Genomic DNA, 17,482 nt, shown 5'->3' with positions numbered 1-17,482 from the left:
GAGAATTGTGAGGAGTGGTGAAGCGAGTGTTATCGAAAATAATAGGAAAGCGACTGAAAAGGAAGCGAAATCTTGTCAACAACTGAACTTTTTTGTCTTAAAAATGTCCGAATTAGGACATATGACATATACACTTCTTTAATAAATAAAACTTTCCTATCAACCGAAACCCCGAACATATTGTTACAAACTAAGAAAAACAGGTGGATATAATGACTGCAATTTTAGGTTACATTAGGGACATGATCCCCTATTTGGGAATCGCATTGCCTCTGATATTGATTTTCCGAATCATTTATAATAAGATCCGGCGTTCCAATCGGGGCAGCCTACTACATGAAATCGGCGTGATCGGCTTCTTATTATTCATGGTCGCCCTATTCTCACAGACGATTTTTGCATTTCTTTACACAGGACCTGTTGTCACCCGCTCGTTTTCGAATATCAATCTCGTCCCTTTACGTGTTTTTCAAGATAATTATTATGCCATTACGGAGCTACAAACTTGGGAACCAATTCTCATCAATTTTTTAGGAAATATCATTATTTTTATGCCAATCGGATTCGCCCTCCCCTCATTATGGAAATCATTTAACCGGCTATGGAATGTGGCAGCTACCGGATTTGGCATATCTCTATTCATTGAAACAACCCAACTGACACAGAATAGGAGCAGCGATGTGGACGATTTATGGTTAAATACACTTGGCTGTACAATAGGCTATTTGTGTTATCATTTAATAAAAAGAGAATTTCCGTATCTTATGAATAAATTTTCCAAATAAAGCATATGCAATATATTGCATACTTTATTATTGAAACATTTTCCTGTATACTATACAAATACTGAACAGGATGGTGATTCACAATGCCGATACCTACAGAACATTCCACGCCAATTCGAAGAACAGCAAAAGAAACCGCCTTCAACCAACTCCAGCATTGGATTATTGATGGTACTTTACAGCCGGGTGAAAAACTGAACGATACCGAGCTGGCAGAGGCATTGGGCGTTAGCAGGACACCGATTCGCGAATCGCTGCAGCTGTTGGAAGTCCAAGGTTTCGTTAAAATGTATCCCGGTAAGGCGACTCAGGTGACAGAAGTGGAAAAGGAAGCGATTAATGATCTTCTTCCTCCTCTTGCAGCTTTACAAGCATTGTCAGCGGAATTGGCAATTCCCCATTTGACTGAGGAAACTTTTGATTTATTGAAAGAAACGAATGCTCGGTTTGCCGAAGCGGTGCATTCCGAGAATTATTTTGCCGCTTTGAAAATTGACGAGGAATTTCACCAAATCATCGTGGATGCTGCCAAAAATCCATATATCCTATCCATGGTAGAATCCTTGCAAGCACATGTCCGACGTTTGTTTTTCCATAACTCGATCGTGCTGACCGAAAAATCGATTAAGGAACATAACGAAGTGATTCGGCTCATGCGGGAAGGGGACAGAGAAAAAGTGTCTACTGTCATGCGGGAAAACTGGTTACGAGCAATCGAAGAATTTTACGCATTGAAAAAAGAATAGAAAGAGCCGGTTCCTATTTGACGGGAACCGGCTTTTTTTATGCTTCCGCAGTTGAATAATTCAAGATTCGTGCAATGAAACCTGTGATGAGAATGACACCGAACACCGGCAGTACCCAACCGAGACCGTCGCTATAGAACGGCAACACTTTTTCGTAGAAGGAAACGATCGGTTTCATCCAGCCGAAGTACTCCATGCCAAGTGAAGAGCAAAGCGTCTTCAATCCATCAATGATGCCGATCAAAAAGGCGACCGCTGTCGCTGCCACATAGACAAGCCGTGAATGGTTGAATAATGGAGACAAAAAGGTCAACAGCATCAGGACGACGGCTAACGGGTAAAGGAACATTAATACAGGGATGGAATACGTGATGATATTCGACAATCCGAAGTTGGAAATAATGAAACAAAACGCCGTGAATATCGTAACAAATGTTTTATAGCCGATTCTTGGGAAAATTGTATGGAAATATTCTCCACACGCCACTATCAACCCGATACTTGTCGTCAAACAGGCTAAAATGATAACGACGGCAAGCATGATCAACCCGAATGTTCCAAAATAGTATTCAGAAGCTTGTGAAAGGATCTGGCCTCCTGATTCCGACAAGCCGAACGCTTCCGTGCTCGTCGCTCCCAAATAGGCAATACCCACATAGAGAAGGGCTAGAAAGGCAGTTGCCACGGCACCTGTCTTCGCTGTTGCCGCCAGGATGCCATTCCGTTCCGTGATTCCCATCGAGCGGATGACATTGATTACGATTATCCCGAATACGAGGGAGGCTAAGGCATCCATTGTGTTATAGCCTTCCATGAATCCTTTTACAAACGCTCCGCTTGCGTATGCCTCTTCCGGAGATTGAATGGCACCCATCGGCTTCATGACAACCATGACAAGTAGAGCAAGAAGTAAAATGATAATTCCTGGTGATAAGATCTTCCCTACCCGATCAACGATTTTGGACGGGTTCAAGCACAGCCATAATGTGAGGGCGAAAAAGAGAAAAGTGAAAATAACAAGTGCCATTTTCATCGACCCTTCACTGATAAACGGCGAAATTCCAATATCAAACGCCACTGCTCCCGTCCGAGGTGCTGCAAAGAACGGTCCGATGGTCAGATAGAGCAATGAAGTGAATACGACCGCATACACCGGGTGGATTCGACTCGCCAACTCCTGCAAATTTCGGCTTCCCGAAAATCCCATCGCCAAAATGCCTAAAAAAGGCAAACCGACCCCGGTAATTAAAAAGCCAATAACCGCAGGTAATAAATTCATGCCGGAATCTTGACCAAGTTGTGCTGGAAAAATTAAGTTTCCAGCGCCGAAAAATAGCGCAAATAGCATAACCCCTATAACAAGGTTGGAAGAAAATGATAGTTTTTTCTGCATAAGTATGCTTCCTCTCGTTGTAAAATGCAATATATCACAGAAAATAATATACTATTCCTTTCTATCAAATGCAATATATTAATTGATTTAAAATATTAAGTTTATTTTATGCTTTCATTAAATAAAGACCCCTTCACTCGATGGACCAAGGCAAAGGGGTCTATTATTCTTATTTGATCAGAAATTTCGTTACGCTATGACCTTCTTTTAATTTTTCCACTTTCAAAATGGCGGGAAGAGCCGATTTCAATTCCTCGACGTGAGAGATGACGCCAATCATTCTCCCTGATTTTTGAAGGTCTATTAACGTGTCAATCGCTTTGTGCAATGATTCCTCGTCCAACGAGCCGAATCCTTCATCAATGAACATCGTATCGATAGCAATGGAGCCTTGGAAGCTTTGGATTACATCCGCCATGCCTAGCGCCAGGCAAAGAGACGCGTTAAATTTTTCCCCACCCGATAATGTTTTCACGTCCCGATTCGCTCCAGTATAGGCATCGTACACATCGAGGCTTAGGCCGCTTTGCCGCCCATGGGCTTCCTTCCGGTCGCTGCAGATCAATTCGAACTGACCATTCGACATCTCTTTCAAGCGTTCATTTGCCGACTGGACGATCCTCTCTAAATACTCGATCTGGATGAATCGTTCAAAAGACAATTTGGCTATATTGTTGCCTTTCACTACTTCGTATAGGTCCAATACTTTCCGGTAAGTAACTTCCGCTTTATCAATGGACGCGGTCGCGCTCTCAATCTTTTCTTTTAATTCACGGGTCGTCTTCTCACTGTCCAAACAAGCATGATACTGTTTCAAGGCCGTCTCATATTCCTCTTTTAACCGCTCTACTTCCGACTCCAAATGCCCTAACTCCACGAGTTCCTGCCCTTCCACGAACGACTGCAATTCCGTAATAGATTGCCCGACGGAGTGGAGTTGTTGCGTATATTCGCTCAGCTGTTTTTTAATGGAAAGCCGTTCCGCCTCTTCCATTTTCGCGTCCAGATAGGCCGCTTCGGATGGAAACCCGGACGTTTGGAGGGCGTTATGGAATCGTTGCTTGACGTCTGCTTTCTTCTCCAGATTCTCTTTCAATGACTGGGTGGCATGGATGACGGAAGACTGGGCGGTCACGAGTCTACCCTTGATGGTTTCGCGCTTTTCCTGCACTGCTTTCCATGCGGTGTCCAACTCTCTTTTCCGCGTCTCGGTCTCCGCAATCCGATGTTGGAGGGCTTGAAGTTCCCGCATCTCTTCCGGAATCTTTTCGATATTCGAAAAGAGTACAGCCTGCGCCGTACGATGGGCATTCTGTAATTCGGCAAGGGATTTTTCTTTCCCGGATTTGTCCTGTTGCACGTCTGCCAACATGGTCTCCAGCCTTTGCAACTCCTCTTTCAATTGGATGAGCTTCGTGCGGCTTGTCCGTAAATTTGCCACTTCTGTTTCGAGTTCCCGTTGCATTTCAAGTAAGTGTGTAAATTCCTCCAAAACAGCCCACTGCTGTTTCTCTTCGCCTTTCGCCCGTAATTGATCTACCGCATGTCTATGACGGATTGCAGCCGTCTGATATTCGTTTTCACTCTTCGCTAACCGTTTCTTGGCTTCCTCCAATTCCTCCCGCGTGACTGTACCATTTGAATGGCCTAGCGAGAGGTCCGGATGATGTTCGCTTCCACATACCGGGCAAGGAGCTCCTTCTTGAAGACGCTCTGCAAGCATCATCGCCTGGTTATCCAACCAACGCTGCTCCAATTCCTCATACTCCTGTTGACAGCCCTCATAGCGGATTTTCTTGTCGGCCAATTCGGCGTCCAATGACTGGATTTGCCGCTCGATGTTTTGGACCTCTACCATCCATTTGACCTTTTCGTTTGTTTCATTCAATCGATCCAATTGTCCATCGTACGGAAGTAACCGGCTCTCGATTGCAACGATTTCCGCTTTCAGTTTTTCAATTTGCTCCCCTTTGCCCGCATACTGCTCATTCACATGCGATAAGGCCATTTCCAAACTGGAAATTCCCTGCTCCATCTGTTGGAGCTCCGCCTTTTTTGCAGCCAAGTCCGTAATTGTCGGGAGATAATCCTTCAAACGGATCAATTGTTCCGTCAACTGAAGTCGCTCGGGATTCCGGCTTTCCTCCGTCTTGTACTCCGCATCGACCTGTATGGAGAGTTCTTCCGCATTTCGTGCTTCCTTTTCCGCATTTTCCAGCGTTGCCGTCTTGGAAGCCGTTTCCCGTTCCAATTGCTTGTACTGCAATTCGATTTCTACGATGGCGGCTGCCCGTTCCGCGTCGGCCAACTGCTTTTCTTTTCTATCCATTGCTGGTTTTTGTCCATTTAACTGCGCAAATACTTCTTCTTTTTGTTTCAGTTCGATTAAACGCTCATTCATATTTCTGGCATGATGATATGTCTCCACCATCTTACCGTGTTTTGCATAACATTCTTCATATGTCTGTTTGACGGTCGCTGTTTTTTCTGAATAAAAGACCCATTCCTCTTGCAGCGCTTGAATCACTTGATTGGCATTAAATTGGCCCGTCGCCAAGACATTGAAAATGTTCGATTCACGGCTTGGGAGCAGAGACGGGATTTGGCTATATAATGTTTCCCTCACCTGATTCTCGCTTGACCAGTGTGCTTTCGCCTCATCACTGCGGGTTTTCAGACGCGATTCAACTTCCTTATATGGTTCCGTCTTGAAAATTTTACGCATAATCGTTTCTTTGTTATCTGTAGTGGATGTCAGGAATTTTCGGAATTCCCCTTGCGGCAGCATGACAATCTGGCTGAATTGGGGCTGGGTAAAGCCAATTAACTCCACGACTTTCTTATTGATTTCCGACACAATTTGCCGGTCGACAAAAGGGATTTCCCCATCCGCTGTCAGTTCAAAAAACTCGCAAGCCGCCAGTGTTTCACTTTTGTTCCCTTTTTTCGTGTAAGGGATTTGGCGCATGATCCGGTATTTGCGATTATGTAATTCAAATATCAACTCCACCGCAGTCTGTACGCCATCATCCGCAAAATCGCTTCGCATCGCTCTCATATCGGCCCGGTCTTCCCCGCTCGCCTGCCCATACAAAGCAAAGCAAATGCCATCAAATATCGTCGTCTTTCCCGCTCCTGTCGCCCCTGAGATGACGAACAGCCGATGTGATTGCAGTTCGGTAAAATCAATTGTCTCCGTCTGTTTATACGGACCGAAAGCCGTCATTTTCAATTGGATCGGTTTCATTTTTCGTCCCCCTCCTTGTTCATGACTTCATGCAGGACTTCTGCGAACAGTTCAGCCGTTTCCGCATCGGCCACTTCCCCCTTGACCGTCTCATAGAAGGATTTGAACAAGGTCAAGTCATCCTGTTTTCCGGCAACCGCCTGTCCTTCGCTTCCTCCGACAGCCGTCTGGATGGCCAATTTTCGTTCTACGTGCATCGCATTCGGGAATACCGTTCGGACTTGCTCCATTGGAAATAAAACCGGTGTGTCATCAAGCAGTTTGACAAAAACATAGTCATGGTTGACTGGTTTGGTCAGAAGGTCTGCCAAACGTCCTTCAACCGTCCGCATGTCATGTCGTGCCTGCAAAAGCCTTTTCTCAATATTGACCTGACCGTCTTCATCCATTTCCACAATGAAGAACCCTTTGTTATGACGCTCTTCGGAAATGGAATATTTCAATGGTGATCCGGCGTAGCGAATCGTTTCATTCCACACATGGTGGGCTTCGTGCAAGTGGCCAAGCGCTGTGTAATGGAACGGTTCAAACAGATGGGCGGAGACATATTCCGCACCACCGATCGCAAGCGGCCGTTCCGAATCGCTTGTATTGTCGGCAGTTTCCCCATGCGGTGTAACAAACGCATGTCCCACGAAAACATGGCGGGCGTCCGGAGACATCTTCTCACGGATGGAATCGATCACTGTCTTCATAGATTCATGGTGATTGGAAATTGTTTCTTCTTCAAAGAGATGTTTGACGATGGAAGGGTCGGCATACGGTATGAGGTGGAAATGGACCTCTCCAAACTCATCTTCCAAAATGACAGGCTCCAATTCCTTTGTCATTTGGCCCACAATATGGAGACCGTTGGATCGCATAATACGGCTTCCAAAACGGAGCCGACCCGGGCTGTCATGATTACCCCCTATTGCAAGGACCGGCGTTTTCAGTTCCAACACAATCTTATCCAGGACTTCATCCAATAACGCTACCGCTTCCGTCGGCGGAACCGCCCGGTCATACAAGTCTCCCGCGATGACGACAGCATCCGGTTTCTCTTCGATAATGGCTTGGATGAACTGGTCCAGTACGAAACGTTGATCCTCTGTCATATAAACACCTTGGATCAGCTTACCCAAATGCCAATCTGCGGTATGGAAAAACTTCATCTCGATCTCCCCCTACTTCTCTCTATCCATTCATTTTACAGTATCCTAACATAATTCAGAAGGTGTGCCTTCCCTGATTTCGAAGACCTGGTGGTACCACGGTTGGGAGGGGTTCTCCGACAGGTGGGCGGATTTCTCGACCGCTTTGTCGCAATCCTCCGATGGTTGAGCGGAATTCTACGGCATTTAAGCGTAATCCACGCCCGCTTGGCCGTATTACTCAGACAATTGAGCGTATTCTATTCCAGAAACCCAAAAACAGGACACCCCTATCAATCGGGTGTCCTGCATCCGTCATTTCATCATTTGACCAGTCCATTGTATATCATATCTGCATTCCACTTGACCATATCCATATAGGTGTCGCCGTCCGTGCCCGGCTTCCCTAACGAATCCGTAAAGATTTCACCTTGAATCGGCACATTCGTTTCCCGGGAAACAGTCTCCATACTTCTCGTATCTACGCTCGTTTCTACAAACAAAGCGGGAATTCCGTTTTCTTTTATGATGTCAACGATGCGCTTCAATTGTTCGGGAGTTCCTTCATCATGGGAGTTGATCTCCCAAATGTAGGCTGCTTCGAAATCATAAGCTGCCGAGAAGTATTTGAATGCTCCCTCACTTGTGACAAGGATCCGTTTTCCTTCTGGAACTTGACTCATTTTGTCTTTAATGCCCTCGTGCAGATCTTCCAGCTGGCTAATATACCGGCTGGCATTCTCCTCATAGACAGATGCGTGATCCGGATCCATTTTACTGAGGATATCACGGATATTTTCTACATAGCGGATGCCGTTCCGGACATCGAGCCACGCATGCGGATCTTCCTCCCCCGCATGTTCTTCCGATTTCAAATACATCGGTGTAACGCCCTCGCTCACTTTGAAGACTGGCGCGTCATCATCCGATTTATTTGCAGCAACCATCAGTTTATTGAACCAGCCGTTCCCTTCCTCTAAATTCAATCCGTTGTAGAAGACAATATCGGCATCCGTTGTCAAGACGACATCCTGCGGCAACGGATCATAATTGTGGGGGTCTGATCCGATCGGTGCAAGGCTATGAATATCAACCAAATCGCCTCCTACATTTTTGACCATATCGTAAATGATCGAGTAGGTCGTTATAATTTTCAACTTTTCCTCATTCGCTCCCGAGTCAGTAACCGCCTCCCCCGTACTATTGGCGGAACCTTTTCCGCAAGCGGTCAGAAATGCGACCAAGAGTATCGAGGAGAGAACTGATATCCATCTCTTCATATACACAACTCCTTCATCATGGCAATGCCGTTTTCTTCGTTCTCAAAGAACGCCATACGATTCCTTGCTTTGGTGAAAATAGAAAGGATAAGATGAACAACCCCGTCGCTACCAAAACGATAGTTGCCCCCGAGGCAAGATTGTACGTGAAACTCAAATACAGCCCGACTATGGCCGCCACTGTTCCAAATACAGTGGACAGAAGCAACATCGTTGATAATCGGTTCGTCAGCAAATAAGCGGTGGATGCCGGTGTGATCAGCATAGCAACGACCAGAATGATGCCGACTGTCTGCAGGGAGGCAACCGTCACGAGCGTCAAAAGCGCCATAAGAAAATAATGGATCGCTTTGTTCGGCAAGCCGTATGCCTGGGACATGATCGGGTCGAATGAACTGACTAGCAACTCTTTATAAAATAATAAAACGCCGCCTAGAACAATTAGGCCGATGACCAATGTAGTCCACATATCGGAAGGACGGACCGCCAAGACATTGCCAAATAAGATATGGTACAAATCCGTACTGCTCTTCATCAACGTTATTAAAATGATTCCTAGAGCGAATGCCGAGGTGAACATAATTCCGATTGATGAATCATTTTTTATCCGGCTGTTTTGGCTAATGTATCCAATGCCGATTGCCGTTGCAATACCGGTCACCACGGCGCCGATGAAGAAATTGATCCCCAACATATAGGAAATGGCGACACCTGGCAAAACGGCATGTGAAATGGCATCTCCCATTAATGCCATCCCCCTCAAGATGATAAAACATCCGATAACGCCGGATATGATGCCGACCATCACAGATGTGATGAGCGCTTTTTGCAAAAACTCATATTGGACAACCGCTTCGAGAAAGTGGATCATGAGGACATCACCATTCCTTCCAAAAATGACAATTGGCCCCCATAAGCCCTAGCGATTGTCTTCGGTGTAAAGACCTCTTTCACCGGGCCACTTGCAATCAATTCATTATTCAACAAGATTAATTCATCAAAATAATGTTCTGCTTTGCTTAAATCATGATGGACAACGACAATCGTTTTCCCTTGGTCCCGAAGCTCTTTCAAAATCCGGATAATCATCTCTTCACTCGTCACGTCTATGCCGACGAAAGGCTCATCGAGTAGGAACAGCTCAGCTTTTTGCGCCAATGCACGAGCCAAGAAGACCCGTTGCTGCTGCCCTCCGGAGAGTTCCCCGATCTGCCGATCTTCATAAGCAAGCATATCGACCTGCTCCAAACACGCCTTCGCTAGGTCCTTCTCTTGTTTACCGGGCCGTTTGATCATGCCGACCGAAGGATAGGTTCCGATCAACACCGTTTCTTTCACAGTAATTGGGAAATCCCAATCAATTGCACTTCGTTGCGGGACGTATGCCACATTTTTCCGCATCTCTTTGATCGGTTTGCCCTTTATTTTGATTTCTCCACGGTCTTTTGGCAATAGGCCGAGAATCGCTTTGATCAATGTGGACTTACCCGCACCGTTCGGACCGATGACTCCCACCAATCTCCCTATTTCAATTTCAAAGTTTATATTGGATAAAGCGATGTTTCCGTAATACGAGACGGAGAGATTGTTCACTTCAAGAGAATTGCCCACAATATTCACCTTCCTTGTCTTCCTGTTGATACAGTTATCGTATGTTGCACTTTTTCCCTCGTGCAACTTTTAATGTAAAAAAATAAAAAAACTTTCCCTTGCGCAAGTTTTGGTGTAAAAAAATATTGTTTCCCTCAGGAAACTTTATTAATCATATAATAAACTATCCAAATTCAAAAGTAAAGCAGGGAATGCCGAAAAAGCTGTGAGCAGATCCACAGCTTTCTTGACCTATCAAAGATCTCCTAATAACGAGATTTCCCCTGTAGCCGCGTCTACGCATTCTTCTGCATCCAGCAAGCCGCATAATACATATTTCTTTACGGAAGGGTCATAGACATATGTGGGTTCCAATGTAATGAACGGCACCATTTTTTCAAATGCTTCATCTGCGGCCACTTGATTGGCACCCGCTGGCTCATAGTCTTCGAATAGTCGAACCATCTCCATATTGTCCATATAGTTCAACATACGATATGTCCCGGGTTCGATGATAACAACCACTTTCCGATTGAAAAACGTTGGATTTTCACCGACTCGATGGCATTTCACTATCAGGTAATCATCAGAACGGGCAAGTGTTCCTAACATCCAAGAACCGGATTCGTCTGGAAATATTGTACGCAGCACGTCACATGCCACAACTCTGCAACGCTCCACGTCTTCTTCTGTCAGTTGTTGTTCTTCTTCAATACTCGAAGGATGGAAAGCTTCTTCAGCAGACACTTCCCAACTTTTGGATATCAGTTCCTGCTGTAATTCTTCAATTAGAGGGCTATCCCATTTCACTGTTTCGTTTAGGATGCGCTCTGTTCTCTCATGCATGAAAAACGGGATGGTTCCAGTGCCATCCGCTTTCACAAACACTTCTTCCATCGCATAGACGGAAACAAAACGTTTTTTCGATTCAGAAGGGAATGTGACCAGTTGAAGCTGCTGTTTTACAATCGGCTCTATTTCTTCGAGTGTCATCAAAAATTCAGTTTGCAACACTTCTTCCGGTAGCGGGAAGTCGCCAATTTTGGAGAATAGGAGCAACTGCCCCTCATCGTTGAACTTCACCTCAACTGAGACATCGGGAGACAAACGGATTCCGTCGATTTTCCCTTTAAATAGGAATCCATCCTCATAAGCTTCAGATAGGCGCAGTTCCCTCCCTACTTCCAGATCGGTCATTCGCCTGATCCACTCCCCGACTTCTTCCGGTGTCTTTTCCTGAAACGGCGCCTTTGTCGAGTAAGAAGTTTGCATGACAAATATGGCGCTGTCATATCTTTGTTGTTGAAGGTTAAATTCAATACAAGCGGTTCCTATAGGATTTTCATCCTCTTCAACATGCTCCTGCAAATCGTTCGGAAACCACTCCATGCTCAGGTGATACTCCTGCTCCTCTTTGCTGTTGAGTCGTTTGTAAAAACCGTACCGCCCCAAAGAATAATTTTCCAGACCAAATTCCATTCTCGTCTGATCCACAATTTCTAGTATTCTTTTATCCACGTACCCACCCTTTTCTTGATTATCAATTAAAGTAAGTGACATTGTAAAAGTCTACCACAGAACTGCATAATTCACTTATTGGAAGGAAAAATAAATGTATAGTACCAAAAAAGATTTGATTTTAATGAAAAGTTTGACAGCCAATTTGTCATCGTGTAAATTATGTAGTAATAAGATTGGCGATGAAGAGATAAGTAGGATGGCAAGGTTCCATACAGAGAGCTTCGGGAGCTGAGAAGAAGCGGAAAACAGTCATTCGAAAATGGCCTCTGAGCTCTGCGTTGAACGTGCAAAGGCAGCATTAGTAGGCAGCAGCGGACTTGGTATCCGTTATCCATACCACAAGTCTAAAATCCAGTTGGACCGGATTTTGCACTTGTTAAGGCTGTCTTTGTGAAAGGGCAGCAAACAAAGGTGGTAACACGGGAATCGATCTCGTCCTTTGCAGTCGAATGATTGCGGAGGACGAGATTTTTTTATTATACCGGCAAGGAGTGGAATTCAATGACCAATGGTTTATTAGTATTTCAATCGGATTTCGGCAGAGGGGATGGGGCCGTCAGTGCAATGCACGGCGTTGCGAATTCCGTGAAGCCGGGAATTCCAATCTTTGAAATCACACATCAAATTCCCCAATATAATATATGGGAGGCTTCCTACCGATTGTTGCAAACGGTGGGATATTGGCCGAGTGGAACCGTGTTTGTTTCGATTGTCGATCCGGGCGTCGGCTCGGATCGGCGTGGGGTTGTAGTGAAAACAGTGAATGGGCAACTTATCATCACCCCCGATAATGGAACACTCACCCATTTGAAACGATTTGTCGGCATAACGGATGTCCGGATCATAGATGAAACGAAAAACCGTCTTCCGAAATCCGGGGAATCCCATACGTTCCACGGTCGCGATATTTTTGCCTTCACGGGTGCCCGACTGGCCGCCGGCATCATTGGATTTGACGACATTGGGGATGCCCTAGATCCAGCGATGTTGATAGAACTTCCTTTGAAAAATTCAACCATTCATGATGAAGTCATCACGGGAATTGTAGACATCATCGACCGCCCTTTCGGGAATTTATGGACGAACATCAGCCGCCTACAATTCAATGACATTGCGGATTCATATGGCACGGCCTATGCAGTTTCCATCACGACGGACGGGCGGACCATCTATCATAATATTTTGAAGTTCGGCCGTTCCTTTGCCGACTCCCATATTGGCGAACCCCTTTTGTATATCAATTCCCTGGATAATGTAGGCATCGCAATCAACCAGGGCTCGTTCGCGGATGCTTATCGTGTCGGCACAGGCACGAATTGGGAAGTGGTCATCCGGAAAGCGCCACGGGTCGTTTATGAGTAAACTCTTATGAATTTCTTGATTAAACCCGATCTGTCTCTCATATGATGGACTACCTGATGGAGAAGGAAAGGGGTTATGAATGGAACTTCCCGTTTCAGTCGTTACACGGAAATTGCCTTCTATTTCACCGAATGTGAATGTGTATTATCCGGTCATCGTTCATTTGCAGGACAATGGACTGCAGAGTAAAATGAACCATGCCATCGTGGAGCAGTTAAATTCGATTTTGATGGAGCAGCATTATTATGATAAAAATCTTCAAGAGTTGATTGCCTATTATGAACTGAAGACGAACGAACGCGGTATCCTCAGTTTGAACCTGATCGTTTACTCTTTTACAGGCGGTGCCCACGGAATGACAATCGTCCGATCATTGACGTTCGATACGAAAACCGGCATACAGTATTCCTTGCGGGAGCTATTTCAAGAGGATAGCGATTACGTTGGCGTCCTGTCTTCTCTCCTGCAGGAACAGATTGAACAACAAAAAGTTCAGTTACTGGACCCTCCATTCAAAACAATCCGGCCTGACCAAGATTTTTATATTGCCGATACATCCCTCGTCATTTATTTCCAACTGTATGAAATCACCCCGTATTATTGGGGGTTTCCATATTTCCCTATTTCAATCAAAGATTTGGAGAATATCATCGATCCCGATGGACCTTTGAATAGGATGAACTCTTTCATATAAATCAAAAGCCTGTCACTGCAACATAAGCAGATGACAGGCTTCTTCCTGTTCAGGACATTTGGGATAAGTGTTCCTCAGCCTCTTGCAGAACCTCTCCGATTTTCCGGTCATTGATAACAAGATCTGCATAGCCGTCAAATAAGGTAGGTTCCAAATTGATTATGACCAGCTTGGCTCCCGTCTCTTTTGCGATGAGCGGGAATTGATTGGCGGGCGTGACCGTCAGCGAAGAGCCCAAGACGATAAATAAATCCGCTTTCTCACTTTCCTGTGCGGCTTTCAGGAAGGTGTCCTCTGGCAGCATTTCGCCAAATAACACGACGGAAGGTCGAAGTTTTCCACCGCAGTCGCAATAATAGGCTTGTTCCTCATAACGCGTATTGTCATATTCCCGACCACACGTTTGGCAATGGACCTTCTGTAACGTGCCATGCAGTTCCATCACGTTTTCCGAACCCGCGACCGAATGGAATCCATCGACGTTTTGTGTAATGATTCCTTTGATCAAGCCCTCCTTCTCCCACTTCGCCAATAGATCATGGCCTTTATTCGGTTGGCAGTCTTTCACTCCCAATACACGCTTCCTGTAAAATTCGAAAAATCGTTCCACGTCCTTGTTCATCGCCTCCGTGCTGGCCACTTGGGCAGGATCTTCATTTTCCCAAAGACCTGTTTTAGCCGAGCGGAAATCGGGCAGCCCACTTTCCGTAGACATACCTGCACCAGAATAAACAATTGTATAATTAGATTTTTTCATCAAATCTGCTAACATTGGCATTCTCCCCCTTAACAAACTGGAGCTATGAGTGACTCTTTATTATTTTTCGGTGAATTCACATCGGACGAAACGATATACGCCTCCATTTGTTCCTCGTCAAACGGTTTCAACATATTTCCCAGGAAATGAATGTCTTGATTTGACGGATTTAGCCACGCTGCCTCATCTTCCTTCCGTAAGATGACCGGCATCCGATCATGGATGGGCTTCACAAGGACATTCGGCTCCGTCGTTATGGCTGTGCATGTGTATAGCATGCTGCCATCGGGCTTTTTCCATGACTCCCATAAACCTGCAATGGCAAAAAGACCGTCATCTTTCAGCTTAATACGCATCGGAATTTTGTTCCCTTCTTTCCGCTGCCATTCATAAAATGAATCCGCCGGCAAGATGCACCTTCTTTTCTTAAAAGCATTTCGGTAACTCGGTTTTTCTGCCACTGTCTCAGCCCGGGCATTAATCATTTTATAACCGATTTTTTCATCCTTCGCCCACGGAGGCACTAACCCCCACTTCAGATAGCCAAGCCGGTTTTTTTGACCATCATTGATGATAGCGGCCACTTGGTTAGAAGGAGCGATATTATAACTGGGAATATAATCGCTCTCTTCAAAAGCGGATTCGATATCAAAACGCTTTATAATTTCATAATACGGAGCAAATAATGTGAACCGTCCACACATTGAAATTCTCCTTCCCTGGTGAATCTCTCCTATTCACTGTATCATGGATAATGAATAGAGTCATGAAATGAGGTGTGAATAGTTGGTTAAACCAAATTATCAGGAATTGATTGCAAACCGGATTTTTATCGGGGGAATCGATGACATCGAAGAGCTGCTCGAAAATGAGAAAATTGATATTATCTATGATTTGCGGGCTGAGGTAAAAGCGCCATTATCGAGCGAGCGTAGTGTCCATCAGCCAATTGTGGATGACGCAGAACAACAGGACGAATCCATCCAGGATGCTGTCCAAAAGGTAATCGAGGCATATGAATCGGGGAAAAACGTCTATTTCCACTGCAACACCGGTCGCGGTCGTGCCGGAACGGTGGCCGCAGCCACATTGATCCAACTGGGAAGGGCAAGTTCGGTGGAGGACGCGGAACAACAAGTGAAGTCCATCCGTCCGCAAGTGAATATTCGAACCCCATTCAAAGAGGCTTTGATCCGCATTTATGAAAAATGAATACTGAAAAACGCCAGATGGACCAATTACCGTCTGGCGTTTCTCTTTGCTACGTTATTCTTAATCTTCCCTCTCTTCCGCTCCTTCTTCTTTTTCACTTCCCTTTCAATCCGCTCAAACCGTCGGACATCTGTAGGCCGTACGGTGATCGGCTCCCGCTTTAACAGCTTACCCATCGAGAATACAAGCAGGATTAGGAATAGCGTAAAAGGTAGAGCAGAGACAAGGGAAGCGGATTGCAGAGCCTCCAATCCGCCGGCATACAGAAGAACGGCAGCAATGGCAGACATTAAGAATCCCCACGTCATTTTGACAATCATCGGAGGAAATAGACTTCCTCTTGTCGTCATACTAGCCAATATATAGGTCGCTGAATCTGCCGAAGTAATGAGAAATGTAAAAATTAAAATGATGGCTAATGCAGACATGACCCCGGTGAACGGCATATGCCGGAACGTTTCAAAAATGGCGGATGTGACGTCCGCATTGACTGCTTCCGCGATGTGTGTACCGTTATTCAGATCACTATATAAAGCGGTTCCTCCCAAAGTGGCAATCCACATGCAGGCGAACACCGGAGGAATGATCATAACTCCAACGATAAATTCCCGGATTGTACGTCCCTTCGACACCCGTGCTACAAATGCGCCGACAAATGGGGACCAGGCAATGGTCCAAGCCCAGTAGAAAATTGTCCAATCCTGCACCCAAGTTTCACCTTGGTACGGTTGCATCCGTAAACTGTATTGAATGAAATTCGTAATATAGTCACCTATCGCCAATGTGAAACTTTCCAATATGAAAACTTTTGGACCAACGATAAAAAAGAAAACAAGCATCGCAATCGCCATTCCTAAGTTGAAATTTCCTAAAAAGCGGATCCCTTTGTTCAGCCCGGTGGACGCCGAAAGCATATAAGCGACAAACACGATGAAGATAATCGCCAGTTGAATAAGAAAGGTGTTCTTTATATGAAAGACATTTTCTAATCCTCCGCTCATTTGCAGCACTCCAAGGCCTAGAGAAGTGGCAATTCCCATCACAGTAGCAATGACGGCGAATGAATCGATTCCTACCTTCACATATTTATTGGACCCGATCAGCGGTTCCATTGCAGTGGAGATCAGCCCGTCTTTATTCTTCCTGAATTGCAAAAAGCCGATAACGAGACCCACAATCCCGAAAATGGCCCACTGTGAAATTCCCCAATGGAAAAAGGAGTAGCCCATGGCAATCCGGGCCGCCTCTTCCGATTGGGCTGCAGTTCCGCTGATCGGAGAATCGAAATAATGGCTCATCGGTTCAGCCACTCCCCAGAATACTAGACCTACTCCGAACCCTGCCGAGAACAACATGCCAATCCAGGTGAAAAAGGGAAAATCGGGACGTTCCTCGTCCCCGCCAATCCGAATTGCGCCATATTTACTGATAGCTAAACCTATCAAAAAAACGATAATAATAAAGACGACTAATAAATAGAACCAGCCAAAATTTCTTGTAGTGAAATAGTAAAGCATTTCTGCAATGTTTCCAAATTTGACAGGCATCATCGCGCCAAGCATGACCAAAACGAAAATGACCGCTGCTGAAATTGAAAACACTGGGTTTTTCCAAAATTTCCTGTCCAAAAATAACCGACCCCTATAATTTAGTTATTTACCTTATACCCTAATTCTCGGTACTTAAAATCATAATTTTTTTAATTTAATGATCAAAATTATTCAAAAAATTCAAAGAGCATTAATAAAGCCAGGCTACCAAT

15 protein-coding genes and 1 other annotated feature are annotated in these 17,482 nt (G+C 45.2%); of the genes, 5 read left to right on the top strand and 10 right to left on the bottom strand.

Annotated elements, in window-relative coordinates:
- Positions 1-212 precede the first annotated feature (212 nt).
- A complete protein-coding gene (locus tag AB1K83_RS04090) occupies positions 213-785 on the top strand; it encodes a VanZ family protein (protein WP_413056876.1) in 573 nt (190 codons plus the stop codon).
- Between the two features lie 83 nt (positions 786-868).
- Positions 869-1,531: a GntR family transcriptional regulator gene (locus tag AB1K83_RS04085; protein WP_413056875.1), complete on the top strand. Its 663-nt coding sequence runs from the start codon at positions 869-871 to the stop codon at positions 1,529-1,531.
- A gap of 37 nt (positions 1,532-1,568) precedes the next feature.
- Here AB1K83_RS04085 and brnQ read toward each other — a convergent pair whose 3' ends face one another.
- The 7 genes from brnQ to AB1K83_RS04050 all read right to left on the bottom strand — a co-directional run bounded on the left by brnQ (position 1,569) and on the right by AB1K83_RS04050 (position 11,692).
- Positions 1,569-2,924, bottom strand: a complete 1,356-nt coding sequence (brnQ, locus tag AB1K83_RS04080; RefSeq protein WP_413056874.1) for a branched-chain amino acid transport system II carrier protein — start codon at positions 2,922-2,924, stop codon at positions 1,569-1,571.
- A gap of 169 nt (positions 2,925-3,093) precedes the next feature.
- Entirely contained in the window at positions 3,094-6,171 is a 3,078-nt protein-coding gene (locus tag AB1K83_RS04075; protein WP_413056873.1) for an AAA family ATPase, read from the bottom strand.
- Entirely contained in the window at positions 6,168-7,325 is a 1,158-nt protein-coding gene (locus tag AB1K83_RS04070) for an exonuclease SbcCD subunit D (RefSeq protein ID WP_413056872.1), read from the bottom strand. The genes AB1K83_RS04075 and AB1K83_RS04070 overlap by 4 nt, the downstream gene beginning before the upstream one ends.
- 302 nt (positions 7,326-7,627) lie before the next feature.
- Complete coding sequence (locus tag AB1K83_RS04065) at positions 7,628-8,584, bottom strand: metal ABC transporter solute-binding protein, Zn/Mn family (RefSeq protein WP_413056871.1); 957 nt, start codon at positions 8,582-8,584, stop codon at positions 7,628-7,630.
- Between the two features lie 16 nt (positions 8,585-8,600).
- On the bottom strand, positions 8,601-9,455 hold the full coding sequence (locus AB1K83_RS04060; protein ID WP_413056870.1) for a metal ABC transporter permease: 855 nt from the start codon (positions 9,453-9,455) through the stop codon (positions 8,601-8,603).
- Positions 9,452-10,195 (bottom strand): metal ABC transporter ATP-binding protein, encoded by a 744-nt coding sequence (locus AB1K83_RS04055; protein ID WP_413057081.1) that lies wholly within the window; start codon positions 10,193-10,195, stop codon positions 9,452-9,454. The genes AB1K83_RS04060 and AB1K83_RS04055 overlap by 4 nt, the downstream gene beginning before the upstream one ends.
- Positions 10,196-10,429: 234 nt before the next feature.
- Complete coding sequence (locus AB1K83_RS04050; RefSeq protein WP_413056869.1) at positions 10,430-11,692, bottom strand: hypothetical protein; 1,263 nt, start codon at positions 11,690-11,692, stop codon at positions 10,430-10,432.
- 173 nt (positions 11,693-11,865) lie between these two features.
- Positions 11,866-12,138: a binding site (T-box leader), on the top strand.
- Positions 12,139-12,196: 58 nt separating this feature from the next.
- On the opposite strand from AB1K83_RS04050, the gene AB1K83_RS04045 reads away from it, so the two are divergent.
- Positions 12,197-13,057 carry an S-adenosyl-l-methionine hydroxide adenosyltransferase family protein gene (locus AB1K83_RS04045; protein WP_413056868.1) on the top strand — a complete coding sequence of 287 codons (861 nt, stop codon included), beginning with the start codon at positions 12,197-12,199 and terminating at the stop codon, positions 13,055-13,057.
- Between the two features lie 79 nt (positions 13,058-13,136).
- Positions 13,137-13,751 carry a DUF3298 and DUF4163 domain-containing protein gene (locus AB1K83_RS04040; protein WP_413056867.1) on the top strand — a complete coding sequence of 205 codons (615 nt, stop codon included), beginning with the start codon at positions 13,137-13,139 and terminating at the stop codon, positions 13,749-13,751.
- A gap of 49 nt (positions 13,752-13,800) precedes the next feature.
- Here AB1K83_RS04040 and AB1K83_RS04035 read toward each other — a convergent pair whose 3' ends face one another.
- Both AB1K83_RS04035 and AB1K83_RS04030 read right to left on the bottom strand, forming a co-directional pair.
- The gene (locus tag AB1K83_RS04035; protein WP_413056866.1) at positions 13,801-14,523 is read right to left on the bottom strand and encodes an NAD-dependent protein deacylase; all 723 of its coding nucleotides are present in this window, start codon (positions 14,521-14,523) and stop codon (positions 13,801-13,803) included.
- Positions 14,524-14,537: 14 nt separating this feature from the next.
- Positions 14,538-15,212 (bottom strand): SOS response-associated peptidase, encoded by a 675-nt coding sequence (locus AB1K83_RS04030; RefSeq protein WP_413056865.1) that lies wholly within the window; start codon positions 15,210-15,212, stop codon positions 14,538-14,540.
- A gap of 82 nt (positions 15,213-15,294) precedes the next feature.
- Between AB1K83_RS04030 and AB1K83_RS04025 the strand changes: the two genes are divergently transcribed.
- Complete coding sequence (locus AB1K83_RS04025) at positions 15,295-15,720, top strand: dual specificity protein phosphatase family protein (RefSeq protein WP_413056864.1); 426 nt, start codon at positions 15,295-15,297, stop codon at positions 15,718-15,720.
- Positions 15,721-15,746: 26 nt separating this feature from the next.
- Here the strand turns inward: AB1K83_RS04025 and AB1K83_RS04020 are convergent, their stop codons facing one another.
- The gene (locus AB1K83_RS04020) at positions 15,747-17,348 is read right to left on the bottom strand and encodes a BCCT family transporter (RefSeq protein ID WP_413056863.1); all 1,602 of its coding nucleotides are present in this window, start codon (positions 17,346-17,348) and stop codon (positions 15,747-15,749) included.
- Positions 17,349-17,482: the final 134 nt, after the last annotated feature.

Source organism: Sporosarcina sp. 179-K 3D1 HS, assembly GCF_047228905.1.
In the GTDB taxonomy this organism is placed as follows: Bacteria; Bacillota; Bacilli; order Bacillales_A; family Planococcaceae; genus Sporosarcina.
Note: the sequence above shows the minus strand (reverse complement) of the source record. Positions and strands in the feature narration are given on the sequence as shown.

Bases quoted from the DNA above. Each gene is read 5' to 3' on its own strand.
- AB1K83_RS04090 (WP_413056876.1), top strand. From the start codon at position 213: ATGACTGCAATTTTAGGTTACATTAGGGACATGATCCCCTATTTGGGA.
- AB1K83_RS04085 (WP_413056875.1), top strand. From the start codon at position 869: ATGCCGATACCTACAGAACATTCCACGCCAATTCGAAGAACAGCAAAA.
- brnQ (WP_413056874.1), bottom strand. From the start codon at position 2,924: ATGCAGAAAAAACTATCATTTTCTTCCAACCTTGTTATAGGGGTTATG.
- AB1K83_RS04075 (WP_413056873.1), bottom strand. From the start codon at position 6,171: ATGAAACCGATCCAATTGAAAATGACGGCTTTCGGTCCGTATAAACAG.
- AB1K83_RS04070 (WP_413056872.1), bottom strand. From the start codon at position 7,325: ATGAAGTTTTTCCATACCGCAGATTGGCATTTGGGTAAGCTGATCCAA.
- AB1K83_RS04065 (WP_413056871.1), bottom strand. From the start codon at position 8,584: ATGAAGAGATGGATATCAGTTCTCTCCTCGATACTCTTGGTCGCATTT.
- AB1K83_RS04060 (WP_413056870.1), bottom strand. From the start codon at position 9,455: ATGATCCACTTTCTCGAAGCGGTTGTCCAATATGAGTTTTTGCAAAAA.
- AB1K83_RS04045 (WP_413056868.1), top strand. From the start codon at position 12,197: ATGACCAATGGTTTATTAGTATTTCAATCGGATTTCGGCAGAGGGGAT.
- AB1K83_RS04040 (WP_413056867.1), top strand. From the start codon at position 13,137: ATGGAACTTCCCGTTTCAGTCGTTACACGGAAATTGCCTTCTATTTCA.
- AB1K83_RS04035 (WP_413056866.1), bottom strand. From the start codon at position 14,523: ATGTTAGCAGATTTGATGAAAAAATCTAATTATACAATTGTTTATTCT.
- AB1K83_RS04030 (WP_413056865.1), bottom strand. From the start codon at position 15,212: ATGTGTGGACGGTTCACATTATTTGCTCCGTATTATGAAATTATAAAG.